Origin of the sequence: Microcella alkalica (assembly GCF_014137945.1) — a bacterium.
GTDB lineage: Bacteria > Actinomycetota > Actinomycetes > Actinomycetales > Microbacteriaceae > Microcella > Microcella alkalica.
On the sequence record NZ_JACGWX010000003.1, the window covers coordinates 132,528 to 150,973 of the forward strand.

Sequence of the window (18,446 nt, forward strand, 5' to 3'; positions counted from 1 at the left end):
TGCCTCGCCCACCGCGTCGATAACGAAGGGCACTCGCCCTTCCTCGCCGAAGTTCAGTGGGCCAGTCTACGCGACATCGGGCGGGGCCGGCACCGCGAGCAGGTCGGCGACCTCCTGAGCCAGCTGCGGGATGCTCCTCTCGCCGTCGAGCATCGTGACGAGCTCACCAGGGGCGGGGCTCTCGAGGGTCGCCAGCTGCGAGTCGAGGAGGGTCGCGGGCATGTAGTGGCCCTCGCGCGTGGAGAGCCGCTGCTCGAGCACGGGCCGCGGCACGTCGAGGAGGGCGAAGAGCGTGCCGGGGGCGAGCTCGCGCAGTCGGGCGCGGTAGGAGCGCTTGAGGGCGCTGCAGGCCATGACGCAGGGGCGGTGGTCGCGCAGGGCCTCGCCGACGGCATCCAGCCAGGGGGCGCGATCGGCGTCGTCGAGCGGATGCCCCGCCGCCATCTTGGCCACGTTCGACGCCGGGTGGAGGTCGTCGGCGTCGAGGAACACGACGCCCGCGCGAGCCGCGGCGTCGCGGCCGACCACCGTCTTGCCGGCGGCCGAGACGCCCATGAGGACGAGGGAGGGGCGATCGGGCATGATCCCACCGTAGGCGGGTGCCCCCGCGCCGGGGGCGGAGTGTTCAGGGAATAGGCTGGAGGCGGTCGTGCCACCACCTCTCTGACCGCGGCGCCGCGCGCCCCCACCCCCCTCAGGAGCACCACGTGACCCAGCCCCAGGCCAACATCGGAGTCGTCGGACTCGCCGTGATGGGCTCGAACCTCGCCCGCAACCTCGCCAGCCGCGAGGGCAACACGGTGGCGATCTTCAACCGTTCGTACGAGAAGACCGAGACGCTCATCACCGACCACCCCGAGGCCGGGTTCATCGCCACGAGCACGTACGACGAGTTCGCGGCGGCGCTGCAGAAGCCCCGCACGGCGATCATCATGGTGCAGGCTGGCCGCGGCACCGACGCGGTCATCGACGCGCTCACGAAGGTCTTCGAGCCGGGCGACATCATCGTCGACGGCGGCAACGCGCTCTTCACCGACACCATCCGTCGCGAGGCGGCCGTGCGCGCGACGGGCATCAACTTCGTCGGCGCCGGCATCTCCGGCGGCGAGGAGGGCGCACTCAACGGCCCGTCGATCATGCCGGGCGGCTCGACCGAGGCGTGGCAGACGCTCGGCCCCATCCTGCGCTCGATCGCGGCGGTCGCCGACGGCGAGCCGTGCGTCACCCACGTCGGCACCGACGGCGCCGGGCACTTCGTCAAGATGATCCACAACGGCATCGAGTACGCCGACATGCAGCTCATCGCCGAGGCGTACGACCTGCTCCGCCGCGTCGGCGGGCTCGAGCCGGCCGAGATCGCCGAGATCTTCGCCGAGTGGAACCGCGGCGAGCTCGAGAGCTACCTCATCGAGATCACCGCCGAAGTGCTGAAGCAGGTGGATGCGACGACCGGCAAGCCGCTCGTCGACGTCATCCTCGACCAGGCCGGTGCCAAGGGCACCGGCGCGTGGACGGTGCAGTCCGCGCTCGACCTCGGCGTTCCCGTGTCGGGCATCGCGGAGGCCGTCTTCGCCCGCTCGCTCTCGTCGAAGCCCGCGCAGCGCGCCGCGGCGCGCGAACTGCCGGGCGCCGTCGACGCGTGGGAGGTCACCGACCGCGCGGCGTTCGTCGAAGACGTGCGCCGCGCCCTCTACGCCTCGAAGATCATCGCCTACAGCCAGGGCTTCGACGCGATCGTCGCGGGCGCCGAGCAGTACTCGTGGGACATCAGGAAGGGCGAGATCGCGAAGATCTGGCGCGCGGGCTGCATCATCCGCGCGCAGTTCCTCAACCGCATCACCGAGGCCTACGCGGAGAACCCCGAGCTCGTCGCACTCGTCACCGCGCCGTACTTCGCCGACGCGGTCGGAGGCGCGCTGCCCGCCTGGCGGCGCATCGTCTCGGGCGCCGCGCTCGCGGGCATCCCGACCCCGACGTTCGCCTCCTCGCTCTCGTACTACGACGGGCTGCGGGCCGACCGCCTGTCGGCCGCGCTCGTGCAGGGCCAGCGCGACTTCTTCGGCGCGCACACGTACAAGCGCGTCGACCAGGAGGGCACGTTCCACACCCTGTGGAGCGGCGACCGCTCGGAGATCTCGGCGGCCGACGCGCACTAGGCGCTTGGCTCAGGCGGCGCGGCGTCCCGGCCGCCTCGCTCGTTGCGAAGGCCCGAGTCTCCAATTGGGGAGCGCAGGCCTTCGTCGTCGGCGGGTGCGGCTGCGGCTGCGTCGGCGGCTGCGGCTGCGGCTGCGGCTGCGAGTGTGGCGCGGGTGCCGCGGGTGCCCGGGGGCCGCGGGTGCCTGGGGGCCCGGGGGCCGCGGGGGCTCGGCTGGGCGCACGATGCGCAACCCAGGAACGCTGCGCAGACACCCCTGCCAGCCCGGGCTACTCTCCGGCGTTCAGCGCGGCCATTCCTGAGTTGCGCAGACTCTTCACTCGTCCGCCGGGCCGCGGATCGTCGTCGGCTCCCACCTGCCAAATGCAGGAACGCCGGGTCGGATGAGCGGCGAGTCGCGACGACACACCGTAAGGAGGCGCCATGCTTCCTGCATTTGGCAGCTCAACAACCGAATGGGGCGGCTCGGTCGCCGTGGGACGCTGCTAAGGGATGCGTCAGGCAGGAGCGAGCGGGCGGGCATCAGCCCGGGGCGAGCCGGCGGGCGTCAGCGCGGACGGGCGCACGCGAGGCGGGCGCTAGCGCGGCGAGCGCCGTGACGGTCTCGTCGACGATGCGGTCGATCGTCGGTGTGACGTCGATCGTCAGGCCGACCTCGTCATCCCCAAGCGGCTCGAGCGTCGCGAGCTGCGAGTCGAGCAGACTCGAGGGCATGAAGTGGTCGCTGCGTCCCGCCATGCGCGCCTCGAGCACGCCGCGGGGCGCGGTCAGGTGCACGAACACGGTGTCGGGGCTCCAGTGGCGCAGCACGAAGCGGTACGCGCTCGTGAGAGCCGAGCAGGCCATGACGACCCCGTCTCCGGATGCTGCGCCCGCGGCGAGCGCCCGACCGACCCTGTCGAGCCACGGCCACCGGTCGACGTCGGTGAGAGGCACACCCGCCGTCATCTTGGCGACGTTCTCGTCCGGGTGCAGATCGTCGGCGTCACGGAACTCGAGGGCGAGTCGCTCAGCCAGAGCGCGGCCGACGCTCGTCTTGCCCGCGGCCGAGACGCCCATCACGACGATGACGGGGCGTCCCGGCCGGAGCGGTGCCGACGGAGTCGTCACCAGTCGTGGACGGTGCCGTCGGCGAGGCGGTTGTAGGGGAGGTACGCCTGCACGTAGGGGTAGCTGCCGGCCTCGTCGACATCGAGCTCGACGCCGAGCCCGGGCTTGTCTCCCGGGTGGAGGAATCCGTCCTTCCAGGTGAAGGACTGCTGGAAGACCTGATCGGTCTTCGCGCCGTGCTTCATGTACTCCTGGATCCCGAAGTTGTGGATCGACAGGCCGAGGTGCATCGCGGCGGCCATGCCGACGGGTGAGATGTCCGTCGGCCCGTGCATGCCCGACTTGATCTGGTACTGCGACGCGTACTCCAGCACCTTCTTGAGGTGGGAGATGCCGCCCGTGTGCGTGACCGCGCTTCGCACGTAGTCGATGAGCTGCTCGCGGATGATCTGCTGGTAATCCCACACGGTGTTGAAAATCTCGCCGATCGCGAGGGGCGTGGTGGTGTGCTGTCGAACCAGTCGGAGCGCCTCTGGATTCTCGGCCGGCGTGCAGTCCTCGAGCCAGAACAGGTCGTACGGCTCGAGCGACTTGCCGAGCTGCGCAGCCTGGATGGGCGTCATGCGGTGGTGCCCGTCGTGCAGCAGAGGCAGCTCCGGGCCGAACTCGTTGCGCACGGCCTCGAATACGGTCGGGAGGTGGCGCAGGTAGCTGCGAGTGTCCCAGTCCTCCTCCTTCGGCAGAGCGCCTCGCACGGCGGGCTCATGGTCGTAACGAACACCGACCGCGTGCGTTGCGTTGGACGCGATTCCGTAGATCGACTTCAGGCCGGGGACTCCCGTCTGGACCCGGATCGCTCGATAGCCCTGCTCCTGGTGGTCGCGCACGCTGTCGAACAGCTCAGAGATCGTCTTCCCCGACGCATGCCCGTAGGCGAGAAGCCCATTGCGGCTCGCGCCCCCGAGGAGTTGGTAGACGGGCAGCCCAGCGACCTTGCCCTTGATGTCCCAGAGCGCCATGTCCACTGCGGCGATAGCCGCCATTGTGACCGGCCCGCGGCGCCAGTAGGCGCTTCGGTAGAGGAACTGCCACGTGTCTTCGATCTTGGCGGGGTCGCGGTTGATCAGCAGAGGCACGATGTGCTCGCTGAGGTAGGCCACGACGGCGAGCTCACGGCCGTTGAGCGTGGCGTCGCCGAGCCCGGTCACGCCGTCGCTCGTCGTGATCTTGAGCGTCACGAAGTTCCGGTCAGGACTTGTGACGATGACTTCTGCCTTGTCGATGATCATGTGCGGTCTTTCATGGTCGGGCTGGAATCGGCGGGGTTCCGCCGGAGCGATGCGGTCAGTGAATCATGATCAGGCCGTTTTGGCAAGCGGTTGCCAAACGGGGCGCGTGCTGGCTCACGTCGTGCGCAGGGCTCCACCGTCAGCCGGAGACGGCCGCGCGTCGAGAAGCCTCGACGACGGCGAGCGCGGCGGAGTCGTCAGCGAGCTCGGGGTCGAGGAACCCGAGGAGAGCGCGCGACGAGTCGCGCGCGGCAGCGGCGGCGGCGACCTCCTCCTCAGCCGGGTCGGGCGGCAGCGTGTCGAGCGCGGCCGCATCCATCCACGCCGCGATCGCACTCGCCGCACCCTCGCCCGAGCGCCCGGCGGCGAGCTCGGCCCGCAGCACGGGAACAGCTCGCACGCGCAGCTTCATCGAGCCGTCGCGGCCGATCTGCGCGAGGCGGTGCTCGATGCGCGGGTTCTCGAAGCGCTCGAGCAGCGCGGCGCGATAGGCGGGCACGTCGAGGTCGGCGGGCAGGTGGGCCTCCGCCTCATCCCAGAACCGCTCGACGGATGCCCGGCACGCGGCATCGGCGATGGCCTCGTGCACCGTCTCGTGCCCGCGGGCCGGGCCGGCATAGGCCAGCAGGCTGTGGGCGCCGTTGAGTAGCCAGAGCTTGCGTCGCTCGAAGGGGCGGATGTCGTCGACGATGCGGGCGCCCGCCTGCTCCCACGCCGGGCGACCGGAGGGGAAGCCGCCACTGAGCACCCAGTCGGAGAACGGCTCGGTGACGACGGGCGCGCGGTCGTCCCAGCCCGAGAGCTCGGCCACTGTGGCGATGTCGGCGTCGCGCGTCGCGGGCGTGATGCGGTCGACCGACGTCGATACGAAGCTCACCACATCGGTGACATATCGCGTGAGATCGTCGCTCACGGCGTCGGCCATGTCGAGCAGCGCCTGGCGCACGAGCTCGCCGTTCGACGGCATGTTGTCGCACGGCACGATCGCGAGCCCGGGGCCTCCCGCACGGCGGCGCAGCTCGAGGCCGACGAGGATTCGTCCGAGGGCGGAGACGGGCACCGATCCAGCCGGGCGGGCACCGCCAGCGACCCTGCGCGCGAGCACGAGGTCGGAGGCGATGACGGGGTCGGCGAGTTCGATTGTGCCGTCGCCGCCGAAACGGTAGCCGGCCTCCGTGACTGTGAGCGTGACGATCGCGGTCGCGGGCGCGGCGATCGCGGACAGCACCTGGTCGGGCGTCGAGCCGTCCACGGCGCGCACGATGCTGCGCATGACCGAGACGGAGTCGCCGCCGGCGCCGCGGACGACGAGCGAGTACAGGCCGTCCTGCGCCGCGAGCGGGGCGGCCGCGCCAGCGCTTCGGCCGGTGAAGGCCGCGATGCCCCACGCGCGCTCGACGTCGACTGCGTCGGTATAGGACGCCTGGTGCGCACGGTGGAAAGCGCCGAGGCCGAGGTGCACGATTCGCTCCGGGGCCGGGTCGGTCGCGACCCCGCTCGCGGCGAGAGCGCTGCGCGTGAGCGGAATGGTCACAGCTTGAACACCTCCCGGGGCTGGGCGTCGGTGATCTCCACGATGATGCGCTCGGCGTCGGCCATCGTCAGGCGGCCCTCGATCACGAGGCGCGCGAGGAAGGCCGAGTCGACGCGCCGCGACATGTCGTGACGTGCGGGGATCGACAGGAACGCACGGGTGTCGTCGATGAAGCCCGAGCCGCGCGAGAAGCCCGCCGTCTCGGTGACCGCAGCGCGCACCCGCAGGGCCGCGTCAGGGGCATCCAGGAACCACCACGGAGCGCCCACGTAGAGCGCCGGGTAGAAGCCCGCGAGCGGAGCCAGCTCGCGCGAGTACACGGTCTCGTCGATGCTGAAGGCGACGATGTGCACGTCGGGGCGCAGGCCGATCTCATCGAGCAGTGGCCGCAGGTTCGCGGTGTACTCGACGGCGATCGGGATGTCGTGACCTGAGTCGGGGCCGAAGCGGTCGAAGGTCGCCGAGGAGTGGTTTCGGTGCACTCCGGGGTGGATCGTCATGACGAGGCCGTCGTCGGCGCTCATGCGGCCCATCTCGAGGAGCATGGCTCCGCGGAAGAGGCGGGCGCCTTGCGCGTCCAGCCGACCGGCGAGAGCATCGCGGTGGAGGGCGGCGAACTCGTCGCGGTCGAGCGCGACGGTGAAGGGCTCGCGCACGCCGTGGTCGGCCGAGACGGCGCCGTTCGCGATGAAGTGGGCACGGCGCTCGCGCAGCGAGGCGAGGTAGCCCTGCGGGTCGTCGGCGCTGCGGCCCGTCGCGGCGGCGAGGCGCTCGAGGCGCTCGCGGAAGCCCGCGGCCTCGGGGTCGAGGTATGCGTCGGGCCGGAAGGTGGGCAGGATGCGCGCCGACACCGCCGGGTCGGTAGCGAGAGCGCGGTGCACCTCGAGGTCGTCGAGCGGGTCGTCCGTCGTCGCGAGCACCTCGATGCGGAACTGGTCGAGCAGAGCGCGCGGCCGGAAGTCGGCGTCGGCGATGCGTGAGGCGATGCGGTCGTAGAACGCGTCGGCCGACGCGGGCGACAACTCGTCGGTGAGCCCGAAGAGCGAGGCCCACTCGTGGCGGAGCCAGTAGCCCGAGGCGGTGCCCGCGAAGAGATGCCAGCGGTCGGCGAAGGCGATCCAGGCCGCGCGCGGGTCGGCGGGGCCGCCCGCTCCGACGCCGAAGAGCGCGAGGTCGGCGCCGTCGGCGTGCAGGAGGCGCGTGACGTAGTGGTCGAAGGTCAGGAACAGCGAGGTCGGGTCGGCGAACGCGGCATCATCGAGAAGGATGCGCGGGTCGACGTGACCGTGCGGCGAGATGATCGGCAGCTCGGCGACGCGCTCGTGCAGCGCGCGGGCGCGGTCGCGCGTGTCCGGGTCGGCGGGGAAGAGCCGGTCGGGGTCGAGGACCGTCAACCGATTGCCATCAGGGGCGTGAAGAGGGGACGTGTTCGTCATGGGGAGGCCTAGTTCTGCGCGGCGAGCGTCGCGACGGAATCGCGCACGACGAGCTCGGTGGTGAGGGGCGTCTCGTCGAGGTCGGCGACGTCCTCGCCGAGGACGGTCAGCACGGCGTGCACGGCGCGGTGGCCGGCGTCGGCGAGCGGCATGCGGATGGTGGTGAGCGGCGGCGTCGTGAAGTCGCTGCCGAAGATGTCGTCGAAGCCGATGATGCTCAGATCGCCGGGGATCGACATGCCGCGCTTCTGAGCTTCGCGCAGCAGACCGATCGCCATGAGGTCGTTGTACGCGATGACGGCGGTCGCCTTGCTCGCGAGAACTTCCGGCAACGAGGCAGGGCCCCCCGCGAGGGTTGGGCTGGCCGGGCCCAGTTGAACGACTTCGATGCCCTCCCGATCGGCCGCGGCACCGATCGCCTCGGCGCGTCGCTGACCGATCCACGAGGTCTCGGGGCCGGCGAGGTAGGCGATGCGCCGGTGACCCGCCCGTGCGAGGTGCTCCACGGCCTGCCCGATGCCGATCGAGATGTCGGGCACGATGCAGTCGACGCCCTCGACGAATCGGTTGATGAGCACGAGCGGCTTCTGTGCGGCCAGGTCTTGGATCTGCGGATCGCCGAGCCGCGTCGTCGCGAGTACGAGGCCGTCGACGGACGGGAGCACGCGCTCGGCCGCGGCTGCCTCTCGCTCACCCGACTCCTGCGACTCGGCGATGATCAGCGTGTAGCCGAGCTGCGCCGCGGCCTTCTCGGCGCCGCGGATGATGCCGAAGAGCACGGGGTTCGTGATGTCGGCGACGATGAAGCCGAGCGTCATGGTGCGGCCGGTCGGAAGTGCCCGAGCGAACGGGTTCACGCGGTAGTTGAGCTCGTCGGCGGCTTCGCGAATGCGCTGCTCGGTCTTGATGTTGATGCGACCGGGCTGGTTGAGAGCGCGAGAGACAGTGGAGGGGTTCACGCCGGCGAGCTTGGCGATGTCGTAGATCGTCGCTGCGGGCGCGCGCGAGGCGCGGCGACGCGCTGGCGACCGCGCCGCGCTCTCCTCCGTGCTCACCGCGTTCCCTCTCGGATGATCGATCATCGAACCCGGTCTCCTACGCTAATGCCCTCGGCGCCGTCGTCAGGTGCAGCGACGACCGCGCCGACGATCGCACCGGCTTGCGCGTCCTGCTCTCGCTGCTCGGCGAGCAGTCGCAGCCGGTTCGCCCGGCGCTCCTCCTGCCGCACAGGGTCGGGCACGGGCGAGGCGAGCAGCAGGCGCTGCGTGTACGGGTGGTCGGGTGTGCGAGTGACGTGCTCGGCCGGGCCCTGCTCGACGATCTCACCGCGGTACATCACGGCCACGTCGTGGCTGATGTGCCGGACGACGTCGAGGTCGTGCGAGACGAACAGGTACGAGACCCCGGTGTCCTGCTGGATCTCGAGGAAGAGGTCGAGCACGCGCGCCTGCGTCGTGAGATCGAGCGCGCTGACGGGCTCGTCGCACACGATCAGTCGGGGCGAGAGTGCGAGGGCGCGCGCGATGGCCACGCGCTGGCGCTGACCGCCGCTGAACTCGCGCGGCAGGCGGTGCACGGCGTCCTGCGGCAGCCCTACGCGATCGAGAAGCTCGCGGATGCGCGCCTTCGCTTCGCGCGGAGCGACGCCCTGAACGGCCAAAGGCTCCGCGAGGATCTCGCCGACCTCGAGCGCCGGGTTGAGCGACGTGTACGGGTCCTGGAAGACGACCTGGATGTCTCGGCTCAGCGCCCGGCGCTGGCGACGCGAGGCGTGCGTGATGTCCTGCCCGTCGAACGTGATCGCGCCGCCCGTGACCGGAGCGAGACCGAGCATCGCGCGACCGAGGGTCGTCTTGCCCGAGCCCGACTCGCCTACGAGGCCGAGGGTCTTCCCCTGTTCGATCGCGATCGACACGCCGTGGAGGGCGCGGAACGGCTTGGCGCGGAACCCCTTGCCGGGGTACTCGACGACGACATCGGTGGCGGTGAGAATCGGCGTCCCGTTCATGCGGTGCCTCCTGCGGCGGCGTCGACGGTGAGCTTGGTCATCGGCTGCTTGTCCTCGAGCATCGAGGCCAGGAGCGTCTGCGTGTACGGGTGCTTGGGATGGCGGAGGATGTCGAGCACCTCACCCTCCTCGACGACGCGGCCGCTCTGCATCACGACGACGCGGTCGGCGAGGTCGGCGACGACGCCGAAGTTGTGCGTCACGATGATCACGCCGACGCCGAGCTGACGCTGCATCGTTCGCAGCAGGTCGAGCACCTCGGCCTGCACCGTGACGTCGAGCGCCGTAGTGGGCTCGTCCGCGATCACGAGGTCGGGCTCGCAGCTGATCGCACCGGCGATGAGCACACGCTGCGCCATTCCGCCGGAGACCTCGTGCGGGTACGCGTCGAACGTGCGCTGCGGGTTCGGGATGCCGACCTTGGCGAGCAGCTCGAGCGCGCGGGCCCTCGCTTCCGCCTTCGAGATTCCGAGCACGACGGTCATCGGTCGCACGAGCTGCGAGCCGATCGTGAATGCGGGGTCGAGGTTGGACATCGGCTCCTGCGGGATGTACGAGATGCGACGCCCGCGCAGTGCCCCGAGGCGCTCGGCCGACACGGTATCGTCACCGGGGGCGACCGTGTACGTGCCGTCGAACTGGATGCTCCCCCCGACGATCCGCGCGGTGTCGGGCAGCAGGCCGAGGATCGAGAAGGCGGTCTGCGACTTGCCGGAGCCCGACTCGCCGACGATGCTCAGCACCTCGCCGCGGTCGATATGGAACGAGACGTCGTCGACGACCGTTTTGATCGAGCCGTCCGCCTGCGGGTAGCCGACCGCGAGGTGCGAGACCTTGAGCAGGTGCTGCTCGGTGCCAGCCTCGACGGCCGGGAGGGCAGCCGAGCGGGACGGCTTCTTCTCGCCTGCGGGGCGGCGCTTGGCCGTGATCTTCTGGCCGTCCTCGAGCGCGTCGCGGACAGCGTTGCCGAGCAGGACGAGCGAGGCGATCGTGAGCATGATGGCGAGTGTCGGCCAGACCAGCAGCAGCGGGTTGAGATACACGTTCCGGAAGCCGTCGCTGAGCATGATTCCCCACGTCGCCTGGGCCGGGTCGCCCAGGCCGAGGAAATCAAGACCGGACTGGATGGCGATCGCCACGCCGGCGACGATCGACGTCTGGATGATGATCGGAGCACGGACGACCGACATGATGTGCCGGGCGATGATGCGCAGGTCGGAGAGGCCCGAGACGCGAGCGGCGTCGACGTAGAGCTCGTTGCGCACCGACTGCACGACCGTGCGCGTGAGGCGGAAGTAGCCGGGGCTCAGCAGGATGCCGAAGACGATCATGGCGAGCCAGACCGAGGGACCGAGAGCGGCACGCACCGAGAGCAGGACCATGATGCCGGGGAGGCTCAGGATCATGTTCGCGAACCAGCTCGCGGTCGAGTCGAACCAGCCGCCGTAGTAGCCGGCGATGAGGCCGGTCGGGAGGCCGATGAGGATCGCCACGCTCGCGCACAGGAGCGCCGAGGCGAGCGTCAGCTGGCCGCCGTAGAGCAGACGACTGAGTACGTCGCGACCGCCGCTGTCGGTACCGAGGATGTACTCGCCGCCGGGAGCGGCGAGCGTGTTCGTGATGTCGGAGAAGTTCTGGTCGTACGGCGCGAGCACCTGGGCGAAGGCGGCAGCCGCCCCGATGATCACGAGCGCCACGATGGCGGTGAGACCCAGCGGATTGCGCACGATGCGGCCGAAGACGGTGCTGCGGACGACGACGCCGGACTGACCGGCGGGAGTGGGCTCGGTCATGAGACACGCACCTTGGGATTGAGCCAGCCGTTGACGAGGTCGACGAGCAGGTTGACGACGATGACGATAATGACGGTGAAGAGCACGACGCCCATCACGACGGGGATGTCGCCCGCGGAGGTCGCGGTGACGGCCAGGCTGCCGATGCCGGGCAGGGCGAAGATCTGCTCGACGATGACGGCGCCGCCGAGCATCCCGATGAACTGAAGGCTCAGGATCGTGAGCCCTGCGGGAGCCGCGCTGCGCAGGACGTGCCGGAAGAGGATCTCGCGCTCGGCGATGCCACGGCTGCGCAGCGTGCGCACGTAGTCGCGCTCGAGCTGCTTGATGATCGCGCTGCGCAGCTGCTGGGCGCTCGAGGCGACGGCGTTGATCGCGAGGGCGATGACGGGCAGCAGGAGCGAGGTGAACCAGGCCGCGGCCCCCGCCCCCGGAGAGATCGTGCTCACGGGCGGAACGAGACGAAGCTGCACAGCGAAGAGGGTGACGAAGAGCACGGCGAGAACGAACCCCGGGGCCGCGTAGCCGATGACGGCGCCGACCTGGACCGCGCGGTCCATCCAGCCGCGCTTGACGGCGGCGAGCATGCCGATCAGCGTCGAGACGATCGCGGTGAGGAGGATGGCGACCGCGACGAGGGTGAGCGTGATGGGGAGCCTGTTCGCGATCGCGACGGCGACCGGCTCGGAGGTGAACCAGGAGCGGCCGAAGTCGCCGCTCAGCGCGCTCATGAACCAGTCGGCGAAGCGCGAGAGGAAGGGCTGGTCGAGGCCGAGCTGCTGCTCCTTCAGGGCCACCTGCTCTTCGGTCGCCTGATCGCCGACCAGGTTGCGTGCGATGTTGGCGCTCGAGAAGAAGAGGATCGAGTAGGTGAGGATGCTGATGGCGATCAGCAGCACCACACCGGCGCCGAGGCGTCTCAGGGTGAACGAGACCACGAGTGCTCCGTTGGATTCGAGGGCGAGAACTGAGGTGAGGAGCCGCGGGGGCGGGGCGTGCCCGCCCCCGCGGCTCCGTCTATCGGGGTCTGGTTACTTCTGGACCGGCGAGTAGTTGTAGATCGACGGCACGGCCTGCTGCGTCTGCGGCACCGAGGTGATCGTGTTCGGGTCGTAGAAGTAGATCTGGTCGAGGCGGTACAGTGGGGCGAACCATGCCTCCTCGGTGACGTACTCATTGATCTTCTTCGCGGCGTCGTCCGACTCGGCGCCGGAGATGCGCACCTCGTCGATGAGCTCCTGGAGCTCGGGCGTCATCGAGTCGAAGGCGTTGTAAGTCGCCTCCGTCGAGATCAGCTGGTTGATCGCCACCCACGGCTCCCCCTGGAAGAGGAAGAAGTATGCGGCGGGGAACTTGCCACCGGCGATATCGGCGACGATGTTCTGCGGCGGGACGCTCTCGGCGACAAGCGTGATGCCCACATCGGCGAACTGCTGCGTCAGCAGCGGCACGATCGACTCAAGACCGGGGAAGGTCGGAATGGTCAGTTCGAAGCCGTCGCCGTAGCCGGCCTCGTCGAGGAGCTCGCGCGCCTTCTCGGGGTCGTACGGGTAGCGCTCGTCGAGCTCGTCGATGTACGCGCCGCTCTCGGGGCCGAAGACCTGGTGGGTGACGGTGCCCGCGCCGAGCTGAACCTGCTCGAGCATGGTCTCGCGGTCGAGCGCGTAGTTGATCGCCTGGCGGACGCGCACATCGGCGAGCGCCGGGGCGAGCGTGCCGTCGCGGTCGAGCAGCATCAGACCGGTCCAGTCGACCTGGTTGGCGCTGAGAGTCTTGCCGGCCGCCTCGACCTGACCCGCGGTGCGGGCGTCGACGATCGTCGCATCGATCTGACCCGAGACGAGCGCGTTGACGCGCGCGGTCACATCGACGAGAACCTTCATCTCGACGCGGTTGAACTTGACGAGCTCCGGGTTCCAGTAGCTCTCGTTCGCCGTGAAGACGTACTGCGAGCCAGGAACCGAGCCCGCGGCCTCCATGACGTAGGGGCCGCTGCCGACGGGGAGGGTCGCAATGCCCTCGGTGGCGATGGCGGCGGGGCTGCCCATGAGCCCTGCGGCCTGGCTGAGGTAGTACTCGAGTGCAGGGTTCGGCTGAGTGAGCTCGAGGACGACGGTGTCGGCGTCGACGACCTCGACGGCCTCGACGTCGGCGAGCTGCGCCGCCTGGCGGCCGTTGCCGGCCTTGAAGTTCTCGACGTTGACCTTGACTGCCTCGGCGTCGAAGGCCTCGCCGTCGCTGAACGTGACGTCGTCACGCAGCTCGAGCGTGAGCTCGGTGAGGTCCTCGTTGTACGACCACTCGGTCGCGAGCATCGGGCTGAGCGTCCCGTCGGGCTCGCGCATGATGAGCGTGTCGTAGACCGCCTGGTAGGGCTGGAGGAGGTGTCCGACGTGGGCCTGCGAGGGATCCCACGAGAGGGGCTCCTGCAGGATGCCGAGGCGCAGGGTCTCGCCGCGGACGAACTCGCCCGGCTCGTCGGTGCTGCCCGAGGGCGAGGGCTCGGCGCTGGCGCACGCCGTGAGGAGGAGGCCGGCGGCGAGAGTCAGAGCGACTCCGGCAGCGCGTCGAGGAGTGATACCAAACGTCATTGTCGGTCAGCCTTTGCTGTGTGATGGGTCAGGGCGGATGCTACGGGGGTCGGTCCCCGGCCGGTGGTCGCGGCCACCGCGTTTCCCGGCCGGGAACCGCGCGTCACGGGAACGGTCCGCGATCGCTTGAAGTGACTGTAAGCCCGCAGTTCGCGATTTGTCAACCGGTTGCCAAGCTATATGACAACCGATTGCCAACGATGTGGCCCGTTTGCGGGCGGGGTACTGCCAGAAGCCCGACGATCAACTCGTCAGCGAGCCCGGTGGCCCCCGGCTCGACCGCGGCGCGCGTAGCGCGGGTCGACCGCGCGCGATCGCGCCGACGCGCGCCCGAGGAACGGGCGGGTGAGCGCGAGCAGCACCGGCAGCGCGAGCTGCACGAGCGCGGCGCCGGAGACGGCGAGGGCGAGCGCGAGACCGCTGCCGAGGTTCCAGGCATCCTCGCCGGAGGCCGGCAGAGACCCCGTGTAGACGAGCGTCGCGCCGATCGTGTGCGCGACGAGTCCGAGCGCGCTCGTGACGGCGAGCGTCGGCCCGACCGCGAGGCGGCGCGACAGGGTGATCCACCCGACGGCGAGAACGACGGCCTGAGCCGCGGAGCCGACCGCCCAGCCCGGGTTCGTCCACCAGCGGGCGCCGATGTCGGGCTGCGCGAGCAGGGCTGCACCGAGGGTCTCCATGAGGCCTTGGCTCGCCCACACGAGCGCTCCGCTCAGGATGGCCCAGACGATGGCGCGCGTCGGCTGCATGATCACGGGGCGGGGCGCGCGGGGCGCGACCCGCTCGGTCTCGGCCTCGTCGTGCCGCTCATCGACGAGCCAGTGCGGCTCGTCCGCGCCGAGGTGGCGCGGCGGGTGGAGGGTGTGCAGGCGGACTCCCCCGACCTCGAGCGGCGAGGCGAGCACGTCGGCGAGCCCCCACGGGGTGTCGAGCGGCGTCGAGGGCACGCGCGGCTCAGGGCGCCGCTCCGCGGGGCCGACCGCGTCGCGCAGCCGCTCGAGCTCGAGCGCCGTGCGGGCGAGCGACACGCGACTGCGCGACCCCTCCCCCGTGCGGCGTGCGTGCGCGACAGCGCGCAGCGAGGCGGTCGCCGCGAGCCACCCGGTGGCGTGATCGAGGGCCTGGACGGGAAGAGCGATCGGGGCGTCGGATGCGCGTCCCGCATCCCCCTCTGGCGGCGCGGGGGCCGCGACGCTCGCGCTCGCGGGGTCGGCGATGCCGGTGGCGAGCTGGACGAGCGAGTCGAACCCGCGCCGGCCCGCCCACGGTCCCGAGTAGCCCCACGCGTCGAGCTGCACCTCGACGAGCCCGGGGCGGATCGCGCGCAGCGTCTCGTCGTCGAGCCCGAGCCCGGCGAGCGCTCCCGGCCGGTAGCCGTGCACGAGCACGTCGGACTCGGCGACGAGCGCGACGAGCTCGCTGCGGCCCTCGAGGGTGTGCGCGTCGACGCGGGCGCAGCGCTTGCCGAGCGTCATGTCGGGCTCGACGGCAGGTTCGGCCCACCCGGGCGGGTCGATGCGCAGCACGTCGGCGCCGAGCATCGCGAGCGCGCGCGTCGCGACGGGGCCGGCGAGCACGCGCGTCAGGTCGAGCACGCGCACGCCGAGGAGCGGCCGCTCGGGCGTGCCGATCGGGAACGGCTGGTCGGGCCGGGCAGGACCCATCGTCTCGACGGCGATGAGCGGTTCTTCCGACACGGCGAGGCCCTGGGGATGCTCGGCCCACTCCGCGACGGATCGCACGCGCGCGGCCGCCCCGCCCGCCTCCACGACCGCGGTCTCGAGGGCGTCGCAGCCGAACGGGGCGACCGCGCGGGCCACGGTCTCACGGTCGAGGGCGAAGGCGGGGTCGGGGTCGGCGTCATCGGTACCGGACAGGTCGGCGGGCGCGGTGGCGGGAGCGAGCCCGAGCACGCCGAGGGCGGCGGCGCGGTGGCGGGGCGCGTTCATGTGAAGGCGTATCCAGCCGTCGGCCGCGCGGTAGTCGCCGGTCAGCGCATCCCACGGGCTCGGCTGCTCGACCCTCGGGCGCACGGCGGCGCGGAACCACGCGCCCGCGAGCGCCGCGTCGACCGTCACCGGGCCGTCGTGCTCGACGAGGTCGGCGAGCGCGAGCGCGGTCGTCGCGACGGCCGCCGCCGCGAACGCGCCGACGGGGTAGGCGCCGCCCAGGTGCGGCGCATCGCGGAACGTCACGGCGCCGGAGACGCCCGCACTCGCGGCGAGCGCCGCGGCGGCGAGTTCGAGAGCTCGGGAGTCGGCGGTCGGGGTGCCGTGCGGGTCGCCGGGTGCGCGAGTAGTCGCGTGTCGGGTCACCCGCTCAGTCTGCCCCAGTCGCCGCGCGGCCGAGCAGGCCCGTCGAGCGGACGGTCAGGCGCCGGCGCTCGGCCGCGCCCGCGCCCGCAGCGCGACCGTTCGCGCGCCCAGCCCGATTGCGAGGATGCCCGCCGTGCCGATGAGCGACGCCGCCGGCAACGAGACGACGAGCACGAGGCACCCCGCGAGCCCGGCGCCGGCGACGAGTCGCGGCTGCCACCGCTCGGCCGCCGGCTGCCGGAGCGCCGAGAGATGCGCGATCGCGTAGTAGACGAGCACGGCGGCGCTCGAGGCGGCGACGAGCTGCGCGGGCTGCAGCAGCAGCGCGATGCCGATCGCGATGAGGGCGATGAGCGCCTCCGAGACGACGGGCGCGCCCGTGCGGGTCGAGATGCGCACGAGCGGCCCGGGCAGGTCGCGCTCGCGCGCCATCGCGAGGCTCGTGCGGCTGAGCCCGGCGAGGATGCCCGCGAGGGATCCGAGGCACGCGAGCGCCGCGAGCAGCGCGATCGGCAGCGCCCAGCGCGGGTCGATCGCATCGGCGAGCGGGGAGGTGCTCGCGGCGAGCGCCTCGACCCCGAGCCGGTCGACGAGCACGAGCGCGAGGGCCGCGTAGAGCGCGAGCACGACGGCGAGGGCGATGAGGATCGCGCGGGGCAGCGTGCGCCGCGGCTCCCGCACCTCTTCGCCGAGGGTCGCCATGCGCGCGTATCCGGCGAAGGCGAAGAAGAGCAGGGCAGCGGCCTGGAGGATTCCCGCCGGGCCCACCGGCGCGGGCGGGGCGACCGTGACGGGGGCGAGCTCGAGAGCGGCATCCGCCGGGTCGATCGCGACGCTCACCGCGCCCTCCCCCTGCCCCGGGAGGCCGCCCAGATTCTCGACCCAGCCGATCGTCGGTGGGCCCGCGACGGCGACGGCGGTGAACCACGCCGCGAGTCCGGCGAGGACGATGCTCACGATCGTGATGGCGACGCGCGCGGTCGTGCGGACTCCCGACATGTTGAGCGCCGCGAAGATCGCGATGAGCGCGGCTGCGAGCAGGCGCGTCTGGAGTGCATCGAGCCCGAGCGCGGTGCCCAGGTAGGCGGCGGCGACGGACGCGATCGCCGCGGCGGAGGCGGTCTTGCCGACGACGAATAGCCAGCCGGCGCTGAACCCGATCCACGGGCCGGCGTAGTGGCGACCGAAGGCGTACGCGCCGCCCGAGGTGGGGTGAGCCATGGCGAGCTGCGCCGAACTGAACGCGTTGAGCGTCGCGACGAGGGCCGCGATGAGCAGCGCGAGCAGCAGGAGCTCGCCGGTCGCGGCCGCCGCGGGGGCCCACACGTAGAACGCTCCCGCCCCGATCATCGACGCGAGCCCGATGCCGATCGCGCCGCCGAGCCCGACGCTGCGCGAGAGGGCGGGGCGGCCCGCCGTCGGGCCGTTGCCGCGCGCGCGCCCGCGCTCGTCCGGCGGCGGGTCGGCGTCGGAGGTCACGCGCGCAGAGTATCGGGCGAGGGTGACGCGCGAGCGATACTCCCGCGTTCGTCGTTCAGGCCTCGCGGCGGACGCCGGCCCGGCAGGCACCCAGCGCTGGATACCAAGTGCAGGATGAGCCGCTCGACTCTGCGGCGTGTCGCCGCGACACGCCGTGCCGACGGGGCCCGCTTCCTGCACTTGGTGAAACCGCCAGCCGCGGCGCCGCCCGCCGATGCCCCGCACACCCCGCCCCCGACCCCGCGTGCGAGACTGGCCGTGATGGATGACGACCCCCGCGAGCTCCGAGAGGCCGACTGGCCCGACGACGGAGACGGCACCGACGGCCGCTCCCCCGCGTGGGAGCGCCGCGCCCGCGTCATGCGCATCATCAGCATCGTCGCCCTCCTCTCGCTCGTCGTGCCGGGCGCCCTCGCGACGTGGGCGCTCGCCCAGTCGACCGCGGCCACCGCGTGCCGCCTCGCCGTCGACGCCCTCGCGGATGTCCGGACTCCCACTCGCGTCGCCTTCGAGCTCACCAGTCTCGAGACCGCGGGCTGGAACTGCTACGCCCTCGCCCCCACCGGCGAGGTGCGCGTGGCGGTGCTCGGGGTGATCCCGGGGGCGCCCGACCTGCGGCCGCGCAGCGGCAGCTGAACCGGCGCCGCGACCTCCCGGTCGGCGCAGCCGGCGCGGCTTGAGCCGAGCATCCGCCCTCGCTCTTTCGCGAATCGGCGTCCCCTTGCGATGATGGGAGCGTTCCGCGCTCGCAACGGCCGCCCCCTCGGGTGCGGCCCGACCCGTCGAGGAGCGGTGG

Annotated in this window: 14 protein-coding genes; 2 read left to right on the top strand and 12 right to left on the bottom strand. The window is 71.5% G+C overall.

Annotation, left to right across the window (positions count from 1 at the left end; all coding sequences use genetic code 11):
* Nucleotides 1-66: 66 nt before the first annotated feature.
* Entirely contained in the window at nt 67-582 is a 516-nt protein-coding gene (locus tag FHX53_RS07450) for a gluconokinase (RefSeq protein ID WP_182490728.1), read from the bottom strand.
* A 125-nt stretch (nt 583-707) separates the two neighbouring features.
* Here FHX53_RS07450 and gndA point away from each other — a divergent pair, with 125 nt between their 5' ends.
* A complete protein-coding gene (gndA, locus tag FHX53_RS07455; RefSeq protein ID WP_182490729.1) occupies nt 708-2,156 on the top strand; it encodes an NADP-dependent phosphogluconate dehydrogenase in 1,449 nt (482 codons plus the stop codon).
* A gap of 521 nt (nt 2,157-2,677) precedes the next feature.
* Here gndA and FHX53_RS07460 read toward each other — a convergent pair.
* The 11 genes from FHX53_RS07460 to FHX53_RS07510 form a co-directional block, all read right to left on the bottom strand.
* Nucleotides 2,678-3,265 (bottom strand): gluconokinase, encoded by a 588-nt coding sequence (locus FHX53_RS07460; RefSeq protein WP_343050897.1) that lies wholly within the window; start codon nt 3,263-3,265, stop codon nt 2,678-2,680.
* Nucleotides 3,262-4,494: a D-mannonate dehydratase ManD gene (gene manD / locus FHX53_RS07465; protein WP_182490730.1), complete on the bottom strand. Its 1,233-nt coding sequence runs from the start codon at nt 4,492-4,494 to the stop codon at nt 3,262-3,264. The genes FHX53_RS07460 and manD overlap by 4 nt, the downstream gene beginning before the upstream one ends.
* A gap of 139 nt (nt 4,495-4,633) precedes the next feature.
* The gene (locus FHX53_RS14045; protein WP_182490731.1) at nt 4,634-6,028 is read right to left on the bottom strand and encodes a mannitol dehydrogenase family protein; all 1,395 of its coding nucleotides are present in this window, start codon (nt 6,026-6,028) and stop codon (nt 4,634-4,636) included.
* Nucleotides 6,025-7,464, bottom strand: a complete 1,440-nt coding sequence (gene uxaC / locus FHX53_RS07475; RefSeq protein WP_182490732.1) for a glucuronate isomerase — start codon at nt 7,462-7,464, stop codon at nt 6,025-6,027. Before uxaC ends, FHX53_RS14045 begins: the two co-directional genes overlap by 4 nt.
* A gap of 8 nt (nt 7,465-7,472) precedes the next feature.
* Nucleotides 7,473-8,519 (bottom strand): substrate-binding domain-containing protein, encoded by a 1,047-nt coding sequence (locus FHX53_RS07480; protein ID WP_182490733.1) that lies wholly within the window; start codon nt 8,517-8,519, stop codon nt 7,473-7,475.
* Nucleotides 8,520-8,542: 23 nt separating this feature from the next.
* Entirely contained in the window at nt 8,543-9,472 is a 930-nt protein-coding gene (locus tag FHX53_RS07485; RefSeq protein ID WP_182490734.1) for an ATP-binding cassette domain-containing protein, read from the bottom strand.
* Entirely contained in the window at nt 9,469-11,265 is a 1,797-nt protein-coding gene (locus FHX53_RS07490; protein WP_182490735.1) for a dipeptide/oligopeptide/nickel ABC transporter permease/ATP-binding protein, read from the bottom strand. The genes FHX53_RS07485 and FHX53_RS07490 overlap by 4 nt, the downstream gene beginning before the upstream one ends.
* Nucleotides 11,262-12,203 carry an ABC transporter permease subunit gene (locus FHX53_RS07495; protein ID WP_182490736.1) on the bottom strand — a complete coding sequence of 314 codons (942 nt, stop codon included), beginning with the start codon at nt 12,201-12,203 and terminating at the stop codon, nt 11,262-11,264. The genes FHX53_RS07490 and FHX53_RS07495 overlap by 4 nt, the downstream gene beginning before the upstream one ends.
* Before the next feature lie 93 nt (nt 12,204-12,296).
* Complete coding sequence (locus FHX53_RS07500) at nt 12,297-13,856, bottom strand: ABC transporter substrate-binding protein (protein WP_182490737.1); 1,560 nt, start codon at nt 13,854-13,856, stop codon at nt 12,297-12,299.
* Nucleotides 13,857-14,107: 251 nt separating this feature from the next.
* A complete protein-coding gene (locus FHX53_RS07505; protein WP_182490738.1) occupies nt 14,108-16,171 on the bottom strand; it encodes a CoA transferase in 2,064 nt (687 codons plus the stop codon).
* A 54-nt stretch (nt 16,172-16,225) separates the two neighbouring features.
* On the bottom strand, nt 16,226-17,650 hold the full coding sequence (locus FHX53_RS07510; protein WP_343050899.1) for an APC family permease: 1,425 nt from the start codon (nt 17,648-17,650) through the stop codon (nt 16,226-16,228).
* 261 nt (nt 17,651-17,911) lie between these two features.
* On the opposite strand from FHX53_RS07510, the gene FHX53_RS07515 reads away from it, so the two are divergent.
* Entirely contained in the window at nt 17,912-18,286 is a 375-nt protein-coding gene (locus FHX53_RS07515) for a hypothetical protein (protein WP_182490739.1), read from the top strand.
* Nucleotides 18,287-18,446 lie beyond the last annotated feature (160 nt).

Bases quoted from the DNA above. Each gene is read 5' to 3' on its own strand.
- FHX53_RS07450 (WP_182490728.1), bottom strand. From the start codon at position 582: ATGCCCGATCGCCCCTCCCTCGTCCTCATGGGCGTCTCGGCCGCCGGC.
- manD (WP_182490730.1), bottom strand. From the start codon at position 4,494: ATGATCATCGACAAGGCAGAAGTCATCGTCACAAGTCCTGACCGGAAC.
- uxaC (WP_182490732.1), bottom strand. From the start codon at position 7,464: ATGACGAACACGTCCCCTCTTCACGCCCCTGATGGCAATCGGTTGACG.
- FHX53_RS07485 (WP_182490734.1), bottom strand. From the start codon at position 9,472: ATGAACGGGACGCCGATTCTCACCGCCACCGATGTCGTCGTCGAGTAC.
- FHX53_RS07490 (WP_182490735.1), bottom strand. From the start codon at position 11,265: ATGACCGAGCCCACTCCCGCCGGTCAGTCCGGCGTCGTCGTCCGCAGC.
- FHX53_RS07500 (WP_182490737.1), bottom strand. From the start codon at position 13,856: ATGACGTTTGGTATCACTCCTCGACGCGCTGCCGGAGTCGCTCTGACT.
- FHX53_RS07515 (WP_182490739.1), top strand. From the start codon at position 17,912: ATGGATGACGACCCCCGCGAGCTCCGAGAGGCCGACTGGCCCGACGAC.